At 63.7% G+C, this 16,143-nt stretch carries 20 protein-coding genes; 13 read left to right on the forward strand and 7 right to left on the reverse strand.

Annotation, left to right across the window (positions count from 1 at the left end; translation table 11 throughout):
* Positions 1 to 13 precede the first annotated feature (13 nt).
* The 4 genes from J2W23_RS02755 to J2W23_RS02770 all read right to left on the reverse strand — a co-directional run bounded on the left by J2W23_RS02755 (position 14) and on the right by J2W23_RS02770 (position 1,782).
* Positions 14 to 592 (reverse strand): hypothetical protein, encoded by a 579-nt coding sequence (locus J2W23_RS02755; RefSeq protein WP_307647593.1) that lies wholly within the window; start codon positions 590 to 592, stop codon positions 14 to 16.
* Positions 593 to 716: 124 nt separating this feature from the next.
* Positions 717 to 1,031 (reverse strand): hypothetical protein, encoded by a 315-nt coding sequence (locus tag J2W23_RS02760; protein ID WP_307647594.1) that lies wholly within the window; start codon positions 1,029 to 1,031, stop codon positions 717 to 719.
* Between the two features lie 242 nt (positions 1,032 to 1,273).
* The gene (locus J2W23_RS02765) at positions 1,274 to 1,552 is read right to left on the reverse strand and encodes a hypothetical protein (RefSeq protein WP_307647595.1); all 279 of its coding nucleotides are present in this window, start codon (positions 1,550 to 1,552) and stop codon (positions 1,274 to 1,276) included.
* Complete coding sequence (locus J2W23_RS02770) at positions 1,549 to 1,782, reverse strand: hypothetical protein (RefSeq protein WP_307647596.1); 234 nt, start codon at positions 1,780 to 1,782, stop codon at positions 1,549 to 1,551. The genes J2W23_RS02765 and J2W23_RS02770 overlap by 4 nt, the downstream gene beginning before the upstream one ends.
* A 338-nt stretch (positions 1,783 to 2,120) precedes the next feature.
* Between J2W23_RS02770 and J2W23_RS02775 the strand changes: the two genes are divergently transcribed.
* Entirely contained in the window at positions 2,121 to 2,804 is a 684-nt protein-coding gene (locus tag J2W23_RS02775) for a class I SAM-dependent methyltransferase (protein ID WP_307647597.1), read from the forward strand.
* A gap of 255 nt (positions 2,805 to 3,059) precedes the next feature.
* Here J2W23_RS02775 and J2W23_RS02780 read toward each other — a convergent pair whose 3' ends face one another.
* Positions 3,060 to 3,707, reverse strand: coding sequence for a hypothetical protein (locus tag J2W23_RS02780; protein ID WP_307647598.1), 648 nt, complete (start codon positions 3,705 to 3,707; stop codon positions 3,060 to 3,062).
* 265 nt (positions 3,708 to 3,972) lie between these two features.
* Here J2W23_RS02780 and J2W23_RS02785 point away from each other — a divergent pair, with 265 nt between their 5' ends.
* The gene (locus tag J2W23_RS02785) at positions 3,973 to 5,643 is read left to right on the forward strand and encodes an ATP-binding protein (RefSeq protein ID WP_307647599.1); all 1,671 of its coding nucleotides are present in this window, start codon (positions 3,973 to 3,975) and stop codon (positions 5,641 to 5,643) included.
* Positions 5,640 to 6,353 (forward strand): alpha/beta hydrolase, encoded by a 714-nt coding sequence (locus J2W23_RS02790; protein WP_307647600.1) that lies wholly within the window; start codon positions 5,640 to 5,642, stop codon positions 6,351 to 6,353. Before J2W23_RS02785 ends, J2W23_RS02790 begins: the two co-directional genes overlap by 4 nt.
* Here J2W23_RS02790 and J2W23_RS02795 read toward each other — a convergent pair.
* Positions 6,331 to 7,104: a tRNA-uridine aminocarboxypropyltransferase gene (locus tag J2W23_RS02795; protein WP_307647601.1), complete on the reverse strand. Its 774-nt coding sequence runs from the start codon at positions 7,102 to 7,104 to the stop codon at positions 6,331 to 6,333. The genes J2W23_RS02790 and J2W23_RS02795 overlap by 23 nt on opposite strands.
* 67 nt (positions 7,105 to 7,171) lie before the next feature.
* Positions 7,172 to 7,588 (reverse strand): cupin domain-containing protein, encoded by a 417-nt coding sequence (locus J2W23_RS02800; protein WP_307647602.1) that lies wholly within the window; start codon positions 7,586 to 7,588, stop codon positions 7,172 to 7,174.
* Between the two features lie 253 nt (positions 7,589 to 7,841).
* On the opposite strand from J2W23_RS02800, the gene J2W23_RS02805 reads away from it, so the two are divergent.
* The 10 genes from J2W23_RS02805 to J2W23_RS02850 all read left to right on the forward strand — a co-directional run bounded on the left by J2W23_RS02805 (position 7,842) and on the right by J2W23_RS02850 (position 16,069).
* Positions 7,842 to 8,309 (forward strand): DUF6130 family protein, encoded by a 468-nt coding sequence (locus J2W23_RS02805; protein WP_307647603.1) that lies wholly within the window; start codon positions 7,842 to 7,844, stop codon positions 8,307 to 8,309.
* Positions 8,310 to 8,415: 106 nt separating this feature from the next.
* The gene (locus J2W23_RS02810; protein WP_307647604.1) at positions 8,416 to 8,586 is read left to right on the forward strand and encodes a VOC family protein; all 171 of its coding nucleotides are present in this window, start codon (positions 8,416 to 8,418) and stop codon (positions 8,584 to 8,586) included.
* A 30-nt stretch (positions 8,587 to 8,616) separates the two neighbouring features.
* Entirely contained in the window at positions 8,617 to 9,525 is a 909-nt protein-coding gene (locus tag J2W23_RS02815) for a LysR family transcriptional regulator (RefSeq protein WP_307647605.1), read from the forward strand.
* A gap of 197 nt (positions 9,526 to 9,722) precedes the next feature.
* Entirely contained in the window at positions 9,723 to 9,959 is a 237-nt protein-coding gene (locus J2W23_RS02820) for a hypothetical protein (protein ID WP_307647606.1), read from the forward strand.
* A gap of 11 nt (positions 9,960 to 9,970) precedes the next feature.
* On the forward strand, positions 9,971 to 10,627 hold the full coding sequence (locus tag J2W23_RS02825; RefSeq protein ID WP_176658264.1) for a hypothetical protein: 657 nt from the start codon (positions 9,971 to 9,973) through the stop codon (positions 10,625 to 10,627).
* A gap of 197 nt (positions 10,628 to 10,824) precedes the next feature.
* Positions 10,825 to 11,364: a hypothetical protein gene (locus tag J2W23_RS02830; protein WP_307647607.1), complete on the forward strand. Its 540-nt coding sequence runs from the start codon at positions 10,825 to 10,827 to the stop codon at positions 11,362 to 11,364.
* A gap of 102 nt (positions 11,365 to 11,466) precedes the next feature.
* The gene (locus J2W23_RS02835) at positions 11,467 to 12,129 is read left to right on the forward strand and encodes a hypothetical protein (RefSeq protein ID WP_176658266.1); all 663 of its coding nucleotides are present in this window, start codon (positions 11,467 to 11,469) and stop codon (positions 12,127 to 12,129) included.
* Positions 12,130 to 12,440: 311 nt separating this feature from the next.
* A complete protein-coding gene (locus J2W23_RS02840) occupies positions 12,441 to 14,834 on the forward strand; it encodes a fimbria/pilus outer membrane usher protein (RefSeq protein ID WP_307647608.1) in 2,394 nt (797 codons plus the stop codon).
* A 2-nt stretch (positions 14,835 to 14,836) separates the two neighbouring features.
* The gene (locus J2W23_RS02845; RefSeq protein WP_307647609.1) at positions 14,837 to 15,592 is read left to right on the forward strand and encodes a hypothetical protein; all 756 of its coding nucleotides are present in this window, start codon (positions 14,837 to 14,839) and stop codon (positions 15,590 to 15,592) included.
* The gene (locus J2W23_RS02850; RefSeq protein ID WP_307647610.1) at positions 15,593 to 16,069 is read left to right on the forward strand and encodes a hypothetical protein; all 477 of its coding nucleotides are present in this window, start codon (positions 15,593 to 15,595) and stop codon (positions 16,067 to 16,069) included.
* The last annotated feature ends 74 nt before the right edge of the window (positions 16,070 to 16,143 follow it).

A 16,143-nucleotide genomic window follows, 5' to 3' on the forward strand; every position in this document is an offset into this window, starting at 1 on the left:
GTGAATCGACAGGCTAGCCATTTTTCTTCTTGCACCAAGGTCCCGATTCTCCGAACGCACGAATCCACTCGCGGGGAACAAACTGAACCGGCCGCACTTCATCGGGTCCTTGAGCTGAAGGAGATACCGCGTAGAGCTGGTGGGTGCAGTCATTCCCATCCGAGTTCATGCGAAACACGTAGGACATTCCCGCTTCAGGGATGAACTCAATGGTCGGGGTGCATCCTTTGAATGAGGGTGCCAAGGCCGCTCCCACAGCACCGCCCACCGCCATGGAGATGAGCATGCGATCTCCTGGGTCCATGCCAGTGGTCAACACAACTTCCTTTTCTGCCGGCACTGCGAACGAGCGTGACGATTTCGGTTCAATCAAACCCGTGCTGGTTCTGTTTGTGCACTCCGCTGCACCTTCGTGAAAGTGGGCGGACATCTTGTCCTTCCCGTCGTTGATAAACCTGATGGAAGCCTTGGGACCAGTCGCTGGCTCGCGGTACGGCGCCGCACAGCCCAGCAGCGCGAGAGGTATGACCCAAATGGCAAGCTTTGTCGCACGTGTTGTCAGGGCTCGCAAGATAGATTCGTGAAAACGCATTGGTACTGTCCTTGAAGAAGGGATCGCTGTATGGAGGTGAGTGACGAGGCTGACGTCGGCGCGGTCGGTCAATTGAAACCAGCGCCCTGACCTTACCTCGGGAATCCGTACACCACCGCTGAGCTCATGAATTGGCTTGCCTTGGCGCGGTGGGCTGATGATCAGAGGATGGCGTGTCCGGAAATTCATCAAGTTCTTTCAGGATCGCTTCAAGCACCGCGTGAAGCCTCGACCAGGAGGGAAACGTCAACGCCTTGCCCGACGCAGCCCTTCGCGCGCCTGCCGCCTTGAGTTTTTCGGCGACGGCTCCCTTTGCATCAAAAACTGCCGGGTGCTGCAAGCCTTGGCTCGACAACACTTCACTGGCTGTGCAACCAAGCCGATTGGCCAAGATCTCAGTGGCGGCCTTGGTGCTGGCAAGGGCACTGTTAACAATCATGTGCGCAACTCACAAACCCGCGATCACCGCCGCCCTGTATTCCATTCCTTATCGCACGCATTGGCCGGGCGGCCAGACAGCGAAACCTGTTGATAGTAGAAATCGCTGCTTGACTCTGAAGCGGCTCCAGGGTTTTTAATTCCTTTGCGCGCGATTCCGCGAACGCACTCAATCCAAACAGGGAAAACCAAATGACCATCTGCTCACAACACCCCGGAGAACACGCTCACCAGCATGGACCGTCATGCGGCCACACGGCCATCACGCATGGTGACCATGTCGACTATCTGCATGACGGCCATTTGCACCACATGCACAACGGCCACGTTGACGAACACACCCTTGAAGTAACGGTCGCGAATCCCGATCAATGCACGCCGAACCATCGCTGCGAGGGGCATGAGGCAGGACATGTTCATGGTCCCGACTGCGGCCACGAAGCCGTGCCGCATGGCGATCACATCGACTACCTGGTTGACGGTCACCTTCATCACCCACACGGGGATCATTGCGATGATCACGGTGCCGTGAAGCTGGCCTGAATCGCTTCCTCCTGATTGACCTGTGCCCGCCCCGTGCGGGCTTTTTCTTGCCCTGTGTTGTCGATACAGCAGAGGCTGCACAACGCCCCGGAGTGACGCGCTCTTTCTTGAGCTCGCCCGTTGGCGGCCCAAAAAAGAAAAGCGGCGAGTGCACCAAGGAAAGTGAGGGCCAGCCCGACGGCTTGCGTGATCTTGATCTTTTGATTCATGGAGCCCGGCGAGCAAGGCTGCAAAGTCTAGGGCAGCTTTCTTCCTCGGAAATTTCAGGCGTGATGAATTGCACATTGATAAGAAGATTCGATCGATTGCCTGAACTCGTTCATCTTCAAACAATGTTCCCGATGGCTAACAAAGAAAAACAAATAGCCAGGTGCAGCAAATGAACGAGAACCGCATCTGTCCGGCGAAGTCATCTTGATTGTGTGCGGCTGCGACAGCAGCCTCCTGTCTGACCCGCTTCCATGCGGACACATGGACGCCACCCCTGCGGCCCCGGCGGCAACCCGTGCACAAGGCGCCCTCTCGCCCGCCCCCATAGACTGTCCTCATGCCCCAACCCAACACCCCTTTCAGCGACGCATCCGCCCTCCGCGACTACGCCGAAAAGACCGCTCGCATCGTTCCCGGCCTGCACGACCTGCAGACGATGGCTGCCTTGCTCGTCGCAGAGCGCGCGCCCGAGTCGGCCAACGTGCTGGTCATCGGCGCCGGCGGCGGCATGGAATTGAAGGCGCTGGCAGAAGCGCATCCGAAATGGCAATTCGTCGGCGTCGATCCATCGCAACCCATGCTCGATCTGGCAGCGGCGGCGCTCGGCCCGCTTGCCGCGCGCGCCCGGTTGCATCTGGGCTATACCGACACGGCGCCCACCGGCCCGTTCGATGCCGCGACCTGTCTCCTGACGATGCACTTCGTGCCCCTCGCAGAGAGAAGATCGACGCTGAAGGAAATCCATCGCCGCCTGAAACCCGGTGCGCCTTTTGTCACGGCGCATCTCAGTTTTCCCCAGGCGGAGGAAGAGCGGGCGCTGTGGCTGTCGCGGTATGCGGCTTTCGCCATCGCTTCGGGCGTCGAACCGGAGAACGCGCGCAAGGCGGCATCCACCATCGGCTCGACCCTGCCGCTGCTCGGCCCGGAACAAGAGGAGGAGTTGCTTCGAGAAGCCGGCTTCTCGAACGTGCGCCTGTTCTACGCCGGCATGGCGTTCAGGGGCTGGGTGGCGCAAGCCTGAGCGGCGTGATGGGACCTGGCGGAATCGCAGCAGCCGGGAGGCAAGCCGCTGCCGTTCAATCACTCGCCGTACTTTGCGCCGATGCCCCAGACCTCGATCACCACGGGGGTGCGGGCGACGATGGCGGCGGTGGGGTCTGGCGTTGCGCCTCTTCGTCCTTGATTACCGGGACCTCGGAAACTTCGTTATCAATGGCCATGGTTTTGGGCCGCTGCCATCGATGATTGAACGAGAAAGCGAGGCAGCCCACTCCGCCTACAGTTCGAGCCGCTCCCAGCGCTTGTAGGCCCACTCGTATTTGCCGCATGCATAGGACACCACGGTGTCGATGGCCTCATCGACACCGACGGGCTCGGCGCTGCGGTAGTGCGCGCCCGCGGCGACCAGTTGGTGCTCCAGGTGAAAGCCCTTCGCGTCGGCATACAGCTGCATGTACGTTCCGCCGCGCAATTCGATGATCGCGAATGCGGCCGAATTGTCTTGCAGCCTCGGAATCCAGTGGCGGATGTTGGCCTCGTTCGCCGGCTCCGACACACCGAAGTCGGGGCTTTCCAGCATGGGCAACTGGTACTCCGCGCCGATATCGAAAAGAAGATGCTCCTGCGCGGTCGATGCGCCGTGCCTGACGATGGCGATGAAGAAGCAATCGGGCAGGTCCAGCGGCACATGCACCAGCAGCGCATCGTGCGCCTTGGCGCGACGCACGAAAACCCGCGCGAGCTCGGGTGCAGTCCACGCCGTCAATCGCAGCGATTCGCGAAGGCTGCCCGCCAGTTCCACGGCATTGCGCTTGACGGCGTCGCTTGCGGCGTGATCCTCCGTGCCTCCCTCGAGCAGGTCGAGGTATTCGTGGAGCTGCACCTGCCTTGAAGGAGGCTGCTTCGGTTTGCGCGAGAAGAACATGGGGATGCGGCTTTCGCAGAGCGAGACGGATGAGATGGCCTGAAGGCGCATTGTCGATTCGCACGGCGTCGGTGCACACACGCTTTTGCAGGTGCCGCGGGCCATCCCGATCGTTGTTGTTGCACACCCGCCACGAAGCGCCTCCGGCAAAAAGGCGGAGAAAACCTCGCAACAGCTGCGAAGCCGCAAGACCCGCCGACTTGACCTGGGTCAAGCGCTCGCGGCACCCCCATGGCTAGCATCGAAGACAACACGAGGAGACACCGTGGAACTCGAGATACCGGAAATGCTGGCCGCTGTACTGCAGGGTCAGGTCGGCGCGCAGTCGCCGCTTGGCCAGCAGTTGAGTGGGTACGGCGCCGGCAGCGGCGTGCGCATCGTGTCCAGCCAGCATTTCGACGGCGAATCGCTCAACCTGCTGTTCCAGCTGGGCATGGGCGCCGGTGCGCGCGACCTGGTGTTCCAGCTGCTCGCGCTGGACAACCTCAACGGCGAACCGCTCGCGCGGCCCATTCCGAGCCTGGAGCTGATGGTGCCGGCGCTCATCGAATGGCTGCGCCGCGACCTCATCGACGGCTGGCTCTACCAGCGCGGCAAGGACGGCGCGCTGCTTCCCTGGCTGGTGCACACGGTGCGCCTCGTGAAGCCGACGGACGGCGAGGCCTACGTGCTGGTCGGCCTCCTGGCCAACACGCTGCAGGCGGCCGGCCGCGAGCCGCCCACCGAGCCGCGGTTGCGCTTCTCGGGCATGACCTGGGGCCTGAGCTTCTACGCGGAAGACCTGCCCGGACGCACGCTGGCAGGCCTCTTTGCCGACCATGGCTTTCACAAGGAGTGCGCGGAGTTCAAGCGCGAGTACGACAAGCAGGTCGCGTGCTTCACCAGGCTGCAGCCGCAGTTCGGCGCCCAGTTCACCGTCGACGGCTGCGTGTGGACAGCCGGCGAAGGCCCGCGGGCCGGCATGTCGTGCCACCGGCTGCCCGAAGGTGCGACGGTGCGTTGTGTGAACGACGAAGAACTTCTGCGCCGCCGCTTCGACCTTGCCGCCGATCCGCACTACTGGCGCGAGAGCGGTGTCGCCAGCGGGTTCGACCGCATTCCGCAGCACTGCTATCTGCACCTGTTTCATCTGGACTGGCACCGCAACGTCTGGGTCCATGCGCAGCATGTGCAGGCGCACACGTACCAACCCAACCTGCGCGAGCGGCTGGTGCTGCCGCAGGCGCATCGCGACCTGATCGACATCCTCACGGCCGACCGCAGCTTCCTCGTGGAAGACGTCGTGCCCGGCAAGTCGGGCGGCACCACCATCCTGTGCAAGGGCGCGCCGGGCCTGGGCAAGACGCTCACCGCCGAGGTCTATGCCGAGGTGGTCGGCAAGCCGCTGTACCGCGTGCATTCGGGCCAGTTGGGCGTCACGGCCAACTCGGTCGAGGCCAGCCTCACGAAGATCCTGCAACGCGCCGCGCGCTGGGACTGCGTGCTGCTGCTCGACGAGGCCGACGTGTACATCCGCCGGCGCGACAACGACCTGCAGCACAACGCCATCGTGGCCGAGTTCCTGCGCACGCTGGAGTACTTCAGCGGCCTGCTCTTCATGACCACCAACCGCGACGGCGATATCGACGAGGCGATCCTCTCGCGCTGCATCGCGGTCATCGACTACCAGCCGCCGGGCCCGGACGATGCGCGGCGCCTCTGGTCCACGCTGTCGGCGCAACTGGGCGTGGAGCTGCCGGGCGCGGTGATCGACAGGCTGGTGGCGGACTACGCCGGTGCGAGCGGGCGCGACATCAAGGAACTGCTCAAGCTCACGAGCAAGTACTGCCGCCGCAAGGAGCTGCCGCTCTCCACGCAGGCGTTTGCGCAGTGCGCCGTGTTCCGCGGGATCACCTGCGCCTCGCAAGCCGGAGCGCGGATGAGGAACGACGAATGATCGATGCCAGCCTGCTCGATGGCGCGCTCACCGGCCGCTTGGCCTTCCGGCCGGGCGCCCTGCCCGCTTCGGACCCGCTGCCGCCGGGGCGCCACGGCCTGGCGTTCGCCGAAGGACGCGAGGCCGTGCTGGTGGTGCCCGAAGGATTGCCGATCGATGCACCGCTGCCGCTGCCGCTGCTGGTGATGTTCCACGGCGCGGGCGGCGAGGCCAACCGGGTGCTGCCGCATTTCGTGGCGCACGCGCGGGCGCGCAAGTTTCTTCTGCTGGCGCCGCAATCGATGTACCCGACGTGGGACATCGTGGTGGGCGGGCACGGGCCCGATCTGGAGCGGCTAGACGGCGCGCTCTCGACGGTGGCCGGGCACTTTCGCATCGACCCCACGCGCCTCGCGTTCGCCGGTTTTTCCGACGGCGGCAGCTACGCCCTCTCGCTCGGCGTGACCAATGGCGATGTGGCGAGCCATGTGATCGGGTTGTCGGCGGGCTTCATGAACGCGTTCACGCAGACGGGAAAGCCGCGGGTGTTTCTTGCACATGGCCGCGCCGACAGCCAGTTGCCCATCGAGACCAGCGCCCATCCGCATGCACGGCGGCTGCTGGAGAGCGGGCACGACCTGACGCTTCAGCCCTTCGATGGCGACCACGTCATCGTGCCGTGGGTGGTCGGGCGGGCGGTGGAGTTCTTCATGGGACGGCAGGAGCCGTAGCACCGGCCGGCCTCTCGCGCATCGCCTCGCGCAGCCGCTGGTGCGCCTCGCCATCCCACGCGATGGGTTGCTGGTTCTTCGCGCGCAGGTAGTGGTGCGTGAACACCGCGAGGTAGGCCTCCAGCGTTTGCTCGGCGACGTGCTCGCCCGCCAGGTTCATGCACAGGGCGGCCACCTCGCTGGTGCAGAAGTGGTCGTCGCGGCCGGAGCGGCGCAGCTTGTATTGCGATATCTGCTCGGGCTCCAGGCTCAGCACCGGCAGCGCGTCGAGGTACGGGCTTCTGCCGAACATCTTGCGCGCTTCGCCCCAGGTTCCGTCCAGCAGGATGAAGAGCGGGCGTTTCGCGGTCTCGCCGGGCAATGGCCCGGGCGACGGCGGAACGGCATGCACCACACGCTCGGGCGCCGCGTACTGCCCCGGAAACACCACATAGGGTTGCCACTGCGGATCGGCCAGCAAGGCCAGCAACGCGGGATCGGTCTCGGTGCGCGCCCAGCCGAAGGCGAAGGTGTCGGCCACGACGTCGGCGATCAGCCAACCCGTGTTGCTCGGCTTGAGCGGCTCGATGTCGGCCATGAGCAGGCACACGCCCGCGCGCGTGGCCACCGACGGGCGCAATGCGCACATGCAATGGCTGGGCAGCAACCGGCAGCCGGCGCAGCGCTCGCGCTTGAAGCCGCCGCGCGCCAGGAAGGGCTTGGCGCTTCGCGCAAGGCGTGCGGCGCGAAGGAGAGAGACGGCATGAGGCATGCGGCGATTGTCGACTCGGCGGCCGGCGCCCGGGGCCGGCCTGCACCGGAGACGGCGACGCCGGGGCTCACTTGCTCACGACGAGCGGCTTCCCCTTCTCGACCAGATAGGTCGCGAGCTCCGCCGCATTGCCGCCGCCGACGTTCTTCGCCGAGTGGACCGTACCCGCCGGGATGAACAGCGAGTCGCCGACCTTCAGCGTGACGGGCGGCTTGCCCTCGAACTGGTATTGCACCGTGCCTTCGAGCACATAGGCGATCTCTTCGCCCGGGTGCGAGTGAAAGCCGAAGGCCGCGCCCTGCGCGAAATCGACGCGCACCTGGATCACCTCGCGGCCGGGATCGGCCAGGTCGTGCTTCAGCGATTGGGTGCGGCCGATGCCCGGGGGCTGCTGCGCGAATGCGAAATGCGGAACCAGGGTACTGCCGGCGACCAGCAGCATTGCAACCATCGCCTGAATCTTCATCGTCTTCGTCTTCGTCATGGAGGTCTTTCGGTATGTGGAGTGGATGACGAAGACGATTCTTGGGGCGATGCACCCCGCTTGCCGCGCACACCGTATGCCTGTGTATCCGGGCGCGCTTTCACGACAATAAATTTCACGGCCTGTCCGAATGAGAAACGTACTGTAGGAATTCGCAGCGCCGACACAGAGGCATACGTTCCGCGCGCCGGGGGGCCGACGCACCGCCGAAGATTCCGGCTCCTGTGCAAACCGAACCTCATGAAGGCAATCCATGCTGCGACTCCCTTTCAGACACCTTGTCCTCTCCGCTGCCGGCGCAGTCTTCTGCGTCATGGCCTCGGCGCAGGCCGCCACCGACATCGGCCGCCCCGCGGCTGTCGTGCCCCTGCAATCGGAGGAGCCGGCGCCCAGGCTCGTCGTGTATCCGGCGCTGGCTGCGCCCCTGGCGCGCGGCGTCGTCATCGTCCAGTACCGCACCGAGAACGCGCGGATCATTCCGGTCTTCGGCCAGGCGGCCGTCGAGGTTTCGCCGCGCGTCGGCCACCTGCATGTGACCGTCGACGAGCGGCCCGGCACCTGGGCGCACACGAGCGGCGACCCGATCATCGTGATGGGCCTTGCGCCCGGCCCGCACACGATGCGCATCGAACTGGCCGATCCGAATCACAGGATCCTTGCGAGCGAAACGCTGGCGGTGACCGTGCCCGCGCAGGGCACGCCCAGTGCGCACGCGCATTGAGCGGCGGCCCGGCTGTTGCGTGCGTGGTGCCGTCTCCCCTTGTTGCGGGCGCGGTACGCGCCTAGCATGCAGCCCATCCATCGCCATGCGCTTGCCAGGAAAGACCATGCAGCTTCACACCGCACGCATCTTTGTCCGCGACCTTGCCGGCGCCTCCCGCTTTTATGAGGAAGTCCTTGGCCTGCAACTGAAAGCCGACGGACGCGAGCAAGGCTTTTGCGTTTTCGACGCCGGGCCGATGCGCCATGCCGATCTTGGCGATGGCGTCGCGCGCTGAAGCGACCCTCCGCATTCGACACGAAGATCAATGCCTCTTTCCATCCGGGATCTGGAGTTTTTCCTGCGCGTGGCCGAACTCGGGCAGTTCGCCAAGGCTGCTGCGGCGGAAGGCGAGTCCGATGCTGCCGTGACCAAGGCCGTCCGGCGACTCGAGGCTGAAGTCGGGCTGCCTCTTTTCGAACGGGTGGGCCAGGGGGTGCAACTGACCTCCTTCGGCAGGGAACTCCTGACGCGGGCCTATCGGATCTGCACCAGTCATCGCGACCTCGTTCGTTACGCCCGCGACGTGGAACACGGGCGGTCCGGCGTGTTTCGCGTCAGCGGGACCTTGACGACCTTGAGGTTGCTCATCGAGCCGGCCCTGGCCCACCTCCATGCGCAGGTGCCCGAGACGCAGGTGGAGCTTGCAACCGGCTCCACGGAGGAATTGCTGGAGCAACTGGATCAGGGCCAGATCGACGTCGCGGTCCTTCCCGCTCTCGAAGAGACGCCGCCGAGACTGGAGCAGGTGTGCATATGGCGGGGCCACCTCGTCCCGGTGGTGCGGAATCAACACCCCTTGTGTGCCCTGGACGCATTGCGCATCGAGGACCTGTCGGCCTGCTCGTGGATCCTCCCTTCGGGCAACCCCCGGCTGTTGGCGCAGTTCCGGGCGATCTTTGCCGCGGCCGGCATGAAATTCCCCCGCGTCGCCGTCGAGTCGACCATGGGAATGATCGCGGACAAGCCGTCGCCATTGACGCTGCACACCGATCTCATCACCTACATGGCGGAGCCGGTGGCTGAGTCGTTTCAGGACTTGGTCACGGTATTGCCGTTGAAGCAGCTCTGGCAGCCCTTGGGCGCTTCGGCGATGTCCCGGACGAACGGCTACTGGTCGCCCGTGCTCGAGAAGTTCGTCGAGTCGCTGAAGGTGGTGGGGGCCGGCGACTCCTGAGCCCTGCGCACCGCGCAAGCCGGCCTCCATGTGGTCCGGGGGTTCATGCCTTCTTGGGCCTTCGCGATACGCCGACTATCGGGCGTCCCGCTCGAGTTTTGGGCGAGAAACTTTCTTTCCAATTCTCGCGCAATGCATTTTGTTTACCCAATTGAAAATAAAAATTCAAAAAATAAAATGAATTTCAATTGGCATCAATGCAATTCGCAAACTTTTTCACACATCCGGGATTTGATGAGTTTCAATTCATTCGAATCAATGAATTCATCTTACATTTTCCGGGCTTGCCAGCCATTCGGTATTGCTCCAATGCCTCGAACCATCGTTCCAGTCTCATGGCAGCAAGGATTCCACAAGACCGTTTGTTGCAGGCATTGCACAGGCAGTTCCGTCTTATTGGCGGACGTTTTTTTATTTATCCAAGAATCGTTTGACGAGGGTTTTTATGTTTTCTCAGGTGTTCCGAAAGAAATTCCATCTTCGCGCTGTGCTCGGCGGCGTTGCCGCTGCATCGCTTTTCCCTTTGGGTGCACACGCAACCCAGGCAACCGCTGATTTCACGGTCACGCTGCCGGTGAATGCGCCCAAATGCACGGTGAGCACGAGCTCCCCAGCCATCGAACTGCCGAAGGCAGGGTCCGCGGTGCAGACCACGAAGGGATATATGGCGTTCGCCGGATTCACCGAAAAGTCGCCCACCGATAACAATTATTTTGGCTCCAGCCAGGTTCAGCAATTGGCCACGATCACCTGCGACACGGCGGCAACCCCCATCAACAGCATCCTGATCAAGCCGACCGGCTCGGCGATCAAATCGACCGGTTTTACCTATCTGACCGATGCGAAGGGAAACAAAGCGGCAGATGGCAAGCTGTACATGGGCTTTGAACAACTCCAGGTGAACAATAAGGACACATATTTCTTCTACAACGACGAAAAGCCCTACAAGCCCGACAACGCATTCCTGACGGAGAACGTGGCGAACGGGACTGCCACTGTGTCCTGGAGGCCGGTGCTGCGCAGGGATGACGACAACGCCGTCATGCGGGCCCCGGAGGGTGGCGTGTACAGCGCGACCGGCACGATCATCGTCAACTACTGAGCATCGCGTTTCATGAAAGTCGTTCATGAAAATTGAATGCGCTTTCAATCTGTCCGAATAATTAATTCAGCAGGATATTCATGTTATTTCAATTGCCTCGAAGGAGATTGCGTCTTTGCGCCGTCTTCGCCGGCGTTGCCGCGGTATCGTTGCTTTCCGCAAGAGCACATGCAACGCAGGCGACTACGGATTTCAGCGTGAAGCTCTCCGTGAGTTCGCCAAAGTGCACCGTAACCACCAGTGCCGCAGATATTCAACTGGTAAAGGGAGCATCCCCCAAGCAGGGCCTGAAGGCTTATCTGCTGACGGCTGGATTCGATCTCGCCAACAAATCCAGTGACTACTTTCCGGCGCCGGGAAAATACGATCAGGTCGCCACCATATCGTGCACAACCCCCGCTACGCCCATCAACAGCATTCTGGTCAAGCCTATTGCAACGGATGTCAAGTCGAAGGGCCGTGCTTATTTCGTCGACTCGAAGGGCAATAAAGCCGCCAACGGCGATTTGACGGTGGTCTTCGAGCAGCTCGAAGTCAATGGCAAGGGTGCGCTGCATTCGTACATCGACGAAAAGCCGTACAAGCCTAGCGATGCGTTCTTGACCCAAGACAAGGTTGACGGTGTTGCGACCGTGAGTTGGAGACCCCTTATCTGGTGGGACAACGACGGCACACCCCTGGGAACCCCGGAAAACGGCAAATACAGCGTTTCCGGACAGATCGTGGTCGATTACTGATCGTCCATTTTCAGGAGGCGGCCCCTTTCAATGATCGTTTTCTTGAAAGTCGGCCGCCTCCGGTCCTTCACATGTCGAAGTAACAACATTTTCAGGATGCCGATGTTTTCGCAGTCCTCCCCCCAGAAAGTCCGTCGTCACGCCTTGATCGGCGCTGTCGTTTCAATGGCTCTTTGTCCGCTTGGCGTGCACGCAGCACAGTCGGATGCCAGTTTCGCGGTCAAGATGTCCGTGAATGCGCCGCAATGCACGGTGAAAACCAGCAGCGCCGACATCAAGCTGCCAACCAGCACGTCCCCCGAGCAGACCGCCGGGGCTTATTTGCTCGCGGCGGGTTTCGATACCGTCAACAAGTCCCCGATCAGCCTTTTCTTTGCGTCGAAGAATTTCGACCAGACCGCCACGATCACGTGCTCCACGCCGGCCACGCCGATCCGCAGTTTTCTCGTCCATCCGACCATGGCCCCTTCGGCCACGCGGACGCCGGGCGCGGTGTTTCTCGTCGATTCCAAAGGGAACAAGGCGGCGAACGGCACCATGTACATGACCTTCGAACAGCTCAAGGTCAATGGCGTCGATGCGCCTCATTCCTTCAATCGCGAGGTTCCCTACAAAGCCGAATCCTTCCTGACCGAGAACAAGAACGACGGCGTGGCCACCGTGGTCTGGCGCCCCGTCATGTGGTTTGAAAAGGAAAAGGAGCCCCTGGGTACACCGGAAGGCGGTCGATACGCTGTCTCCGGGCAGATCGTCGTCGACTACTGATCCCTTCCTTGCATGACGGCTGTCGACGAATCAGGCGGCTTTCGTTTGGCAAGAACAGATCGCTCGCAACAAGTCGGGCCGCCGGCCTGACCTCCTGATTCCTCGCGAATCCACCCTCACCCCTAGATCACCGAGGCAGCACCTCGAGTTCGTCGAAAGATGAGCTCGGGGAGTGGCTTTGCTGCGCGCACGGTGAAATTCAAATGTCCAGAACCGCCTTCACAAGCTCATCTCCAGCCGGTCACGGCCGTCGCTCGTTCCGGGCGTCGGCCTCGCGTACGGTGCCGCGAGGCATCGACGCAAACCTGGGCATGAAGCGCTCGCCGCCGACGGTGCGAAACCGCGTGGCGGTGGCCGTCGTCGCGGCATGTGCCGGGTTGCCGGGCGCAGGGCTCCGGGCGGCCCCACTGGTTTCGAAGGATGCGCTCCAGGGGGGCGCAGTGACGGAGCGCTCGATCTACATCAACCGGCGACCGGTCGGCGTGTTTCCAGTCTGCACGAAGGCTGACTCGGCGCAGGTGTATCTCCCCGCGGACTTCTACCGCCTGGTGATGCTCAAGCGGTCCGGCGAAACCATCGACTGCGAAGGCACCGCCTTCACCCGGCCCCGCCTGGATTTCGAGCGCGACGACGGACGCCTGCTGCTTTCGGCCTCCGCCACCCCCGAGGACTATGCAGAGGGGGGCGAAAGCGACGACGCGCACGATGCCCCACCGCCGCCCTCGAAGCCGGTCCCCTCGAAGCGTACGACGGCATCGGTACTGGAACACAGTCTGGGGCTGTGGGCGTCCACGGCGAGTCGTTCGGCGAACCTGAGCGCGAGCCTGCAGGCCTCGCACTACAACGAGCTGGGCCGCTTCGAGGCCAATGGCAGTTTTTCGGTCGATGCGGGCCGCTTTCGCGGGTCCGTTGCGGACCTCAGCTTCCATCGTCACGTCGACGCGCTGCAGGCGGATCTGGCCATCGGCTCGCGCACCATCCGGGCCGCGCAGCAAGGGCTGTCCTTGCGCGGGGTAATGCTCGAGTCGGACGATTCGGCGCCTGGGGCGCCTCTGAACGTGGAGCGCGTTCTCGAAGGTTTCGCGGACACGCCCGGAAAGCTGTCGATCCGCTCCGGCGGCGTGCTGCTGCGCGAGATCCAGGTCTCCGCGGGGCGGTTCTCGATCCCCGTCTCCAGCCTGGGCACGGCGAGGAACAACTCGGGCGACTACACGATGACGCTGCAGGATGCCTCGGGCGCCGTGGTGCGCTCGTGGAGCGCGTTCGTGCCCTATCAGAACAGCCTCCTGCGCGCGGGCGATGCGACCTGGAAGGCTTTCGCAGGACAGCTGGACCGGACGGGCGAGAGGGCGTTGCGTGCTTCGTCGGACCGTTGGAGTCCCGGTGTCGGCGCCGTCTACCAACGAGGGCTGAATGCCAAGACCACGGTGGAAGGACTGGCCGTGCTGGAACAGGGCGGCGGCAGGCTCGGCGTATCGCTTTATCACGTGCCTGCGAGCTGGATGTCGGTGTCGGCCGCTGTCGGCAAGGTGTGGCGGCGGGACGGCGGCCACAGGCCCATGTCCTTCCATCTGGAAGCCGATTTCCATGGCCAGTCCCTGGGGGCGAACTTCGGGGTTTCGAGCCGTTCGTGCGAATCGGAGTTTCTTTTCGCGCGGCGCCCGGACGCATGCCGGTCGGCCTGGGCTCGCCTGCGCATGAGCCTGGACTCGCTCGGTACGGTCGGCTTGTTCGCCGAGCAATCGTCGGGACGCTCGGCGAGTCAGGGCATCAGCTGGGACCTGCCGAACTTCGGCAGGAGCACGGCTTCGCTCTACGCCAACCGGACCACCACTTCGCAGTACGGTAGAAAGAACAACTACTCGGTGGGCCTGACCCTGACAGTGCCGCTGACCCAGGGCAGCATTCGCAGCGCCCTGCGGCACGACGGTTCGGGAAACACGACGGCCTCCACGACCTACGTGGGCCAGCAGGGGCCCGACCTGTCGTACTCGCTCGGCGCCCAGGTGCAGGCGCCGGCCGGCGGCGGCGACCGGACCACCCAGCTCTCCGGCACCCTGCAGTACACACCCTGGCATGGCGTCTATGGCGCCAACTTCCAGCTCGACAAAAACGGCGGCTTCCTGGGGCTGACCGAGAGCGGCGCCCTGGTCTGGACCGAAGGCCAGCTGCTGCGCGGCAAGGCGGGAGGCAATGACAGCCTCGCCGTGATCCATGCCCCGCAGGCCCGTGGCGTCACGCTTGAAAGAGGAGGACAACCGCAGGCCGTGATGAACGGCAACGGCTATGCCGCCGTGTTCGCCGCGCGCGGCGACAACAAGGACTTCAAGCTCTCGGCCGGCGAACTCGGCGAGGACATCCGGGTCGGCACCGACATCGTCGGCCAGGTGGACCGCCGCTGGGCCGCCACGCTGTGGCAGCCCGAGGTGCGCAAGGTCAATCGCGGGTGGATGCGGCTGGCGCTCGAGTCGGGCGTCTCCGTTCCCGCAGGCTCGCTGGTGCAGATCGCGGGCGCCGATCCCAGCATCGTGCTGGACGACGGCGAGGTCTTCATCGAGGAATTCCCACCCGGCACATCGCAAGCCCAGGTGCTGCTGCCGGGGAACGCTGCGCGCTGCAGCGTGAAGTTCGATGCGCCGCTCGAACTCAAGAGCAGCAACCTGGCAATGCCCCGATTCGTCTGCAACCAACCTTCCAGGAACTGACCATGTTTCATCGCCTTCTTTCATCTCCGAAACGCCGCATCCTCCAGCTCGCTGGGCTGCTCCTGACAGCAACGATGCTTCGACCGGCCTTCGCGCTGGGCATCGACAAGCTGTCGCTCGACATCGATGCCAACGGCAAGTTCTCTTCGTCTTCCCAGGTGGTCCTCTTCAACGACACCAACGACGTCGTCTTCGTCACCGGCCGGCCACTGGCCTGGAGCAGCGACGACGCGGGCTCGCTGACCACCAGCCCGACCACCGAACTGGTGATCTCGCCCGCCATGGCCCGGATCCCGGCGCAGGGATCCGCCACCTTTTCGATCCGCTACATCGGCCCGAAGAAAGAGACCGAGGCGACTTTCCGTGCCGCTTTCCGGGAAACGCGGATGCCGGGCCTGGAGGGCGGCGGTGACACCGGAGGCGTCGGCGCGCAGGTGCTCGCAGGCATCGTGGTCACGATCCCGGTCTTCGTCTCGGATTACGCCGCGAAGATCCCTGCATTCAAGGACGTGGAGGCCAGCTTCCGCCGCAACGGCCAGGAGGCCATGCTCACCGTGAACAACGGCGGCGGCCGCCACGTCATCGTCGATTCGGTCCGCATCGGCGACCAGGAGGTGCGCCGGCCGCACGACACGTTGTTCGCGAAGCGGCAGAAGACCTACACGGGCATCAAGGCACCCGCGCCGGGCGACAAGCTGACGCTGGTGCTGACCAACGGCACCGACACGCAGCGCATCGACGCCGCGGAGGCGAAGTAGATGCGCCGCCTGTGGCCGCTGCTCGCACTGTGCTACCTGCCGGCTGGTCATGCGCAGTGCAGCATCGCAAACCCGAGCCTCATGACGTCGGGCGGTGCGATCGTGTCCTCCAACACCATCCGATTTTCCAAGGATGTGAGGATGTATCGCTACGTCTTCTCGGTGAAGTGCGGCAGTGCCACGCGCTATCGCCTGGGGCTGCAGGGCACCGACCCGGCGCTGCCGCCTGGCACGCTGCTGCTGAGCAATCCGCGCGGCGACCAGGTCGTGATGCGCGCCCGCTTGAAGAGCGTGGGCGGCTCCGAAATCAACGCGGACCTTGCCGCGCTGCCCGGCGGCATCTATGAAGGCACTGTCGCCGCGGAGCAATCCCAGGAGGTGGTGATGGAGTTGAGGCCCACCGATGTCAAGCCGCGCGGGCCGCAAGTCTCTGGTGGAGACTACCAGGGCGGCGGCACGATTCGGCTCGTCTACTGAGCGGCCCTGGCGGCCGCGTCGGGGTCGATCGAGGCAAGCGCGCGAGCCGGCGCGCTTGACAGGACTTTTCGCCT

The organism is Variovorax boronicumulans (genome assembly GCF_030812215.1).
GTDB lineage: Bacteria > Pseudomonadota > Gammaproteobacteria > Burkholderiales > Burkholderiaceae_C > Variovorax > Variovorax boronicumulans_C.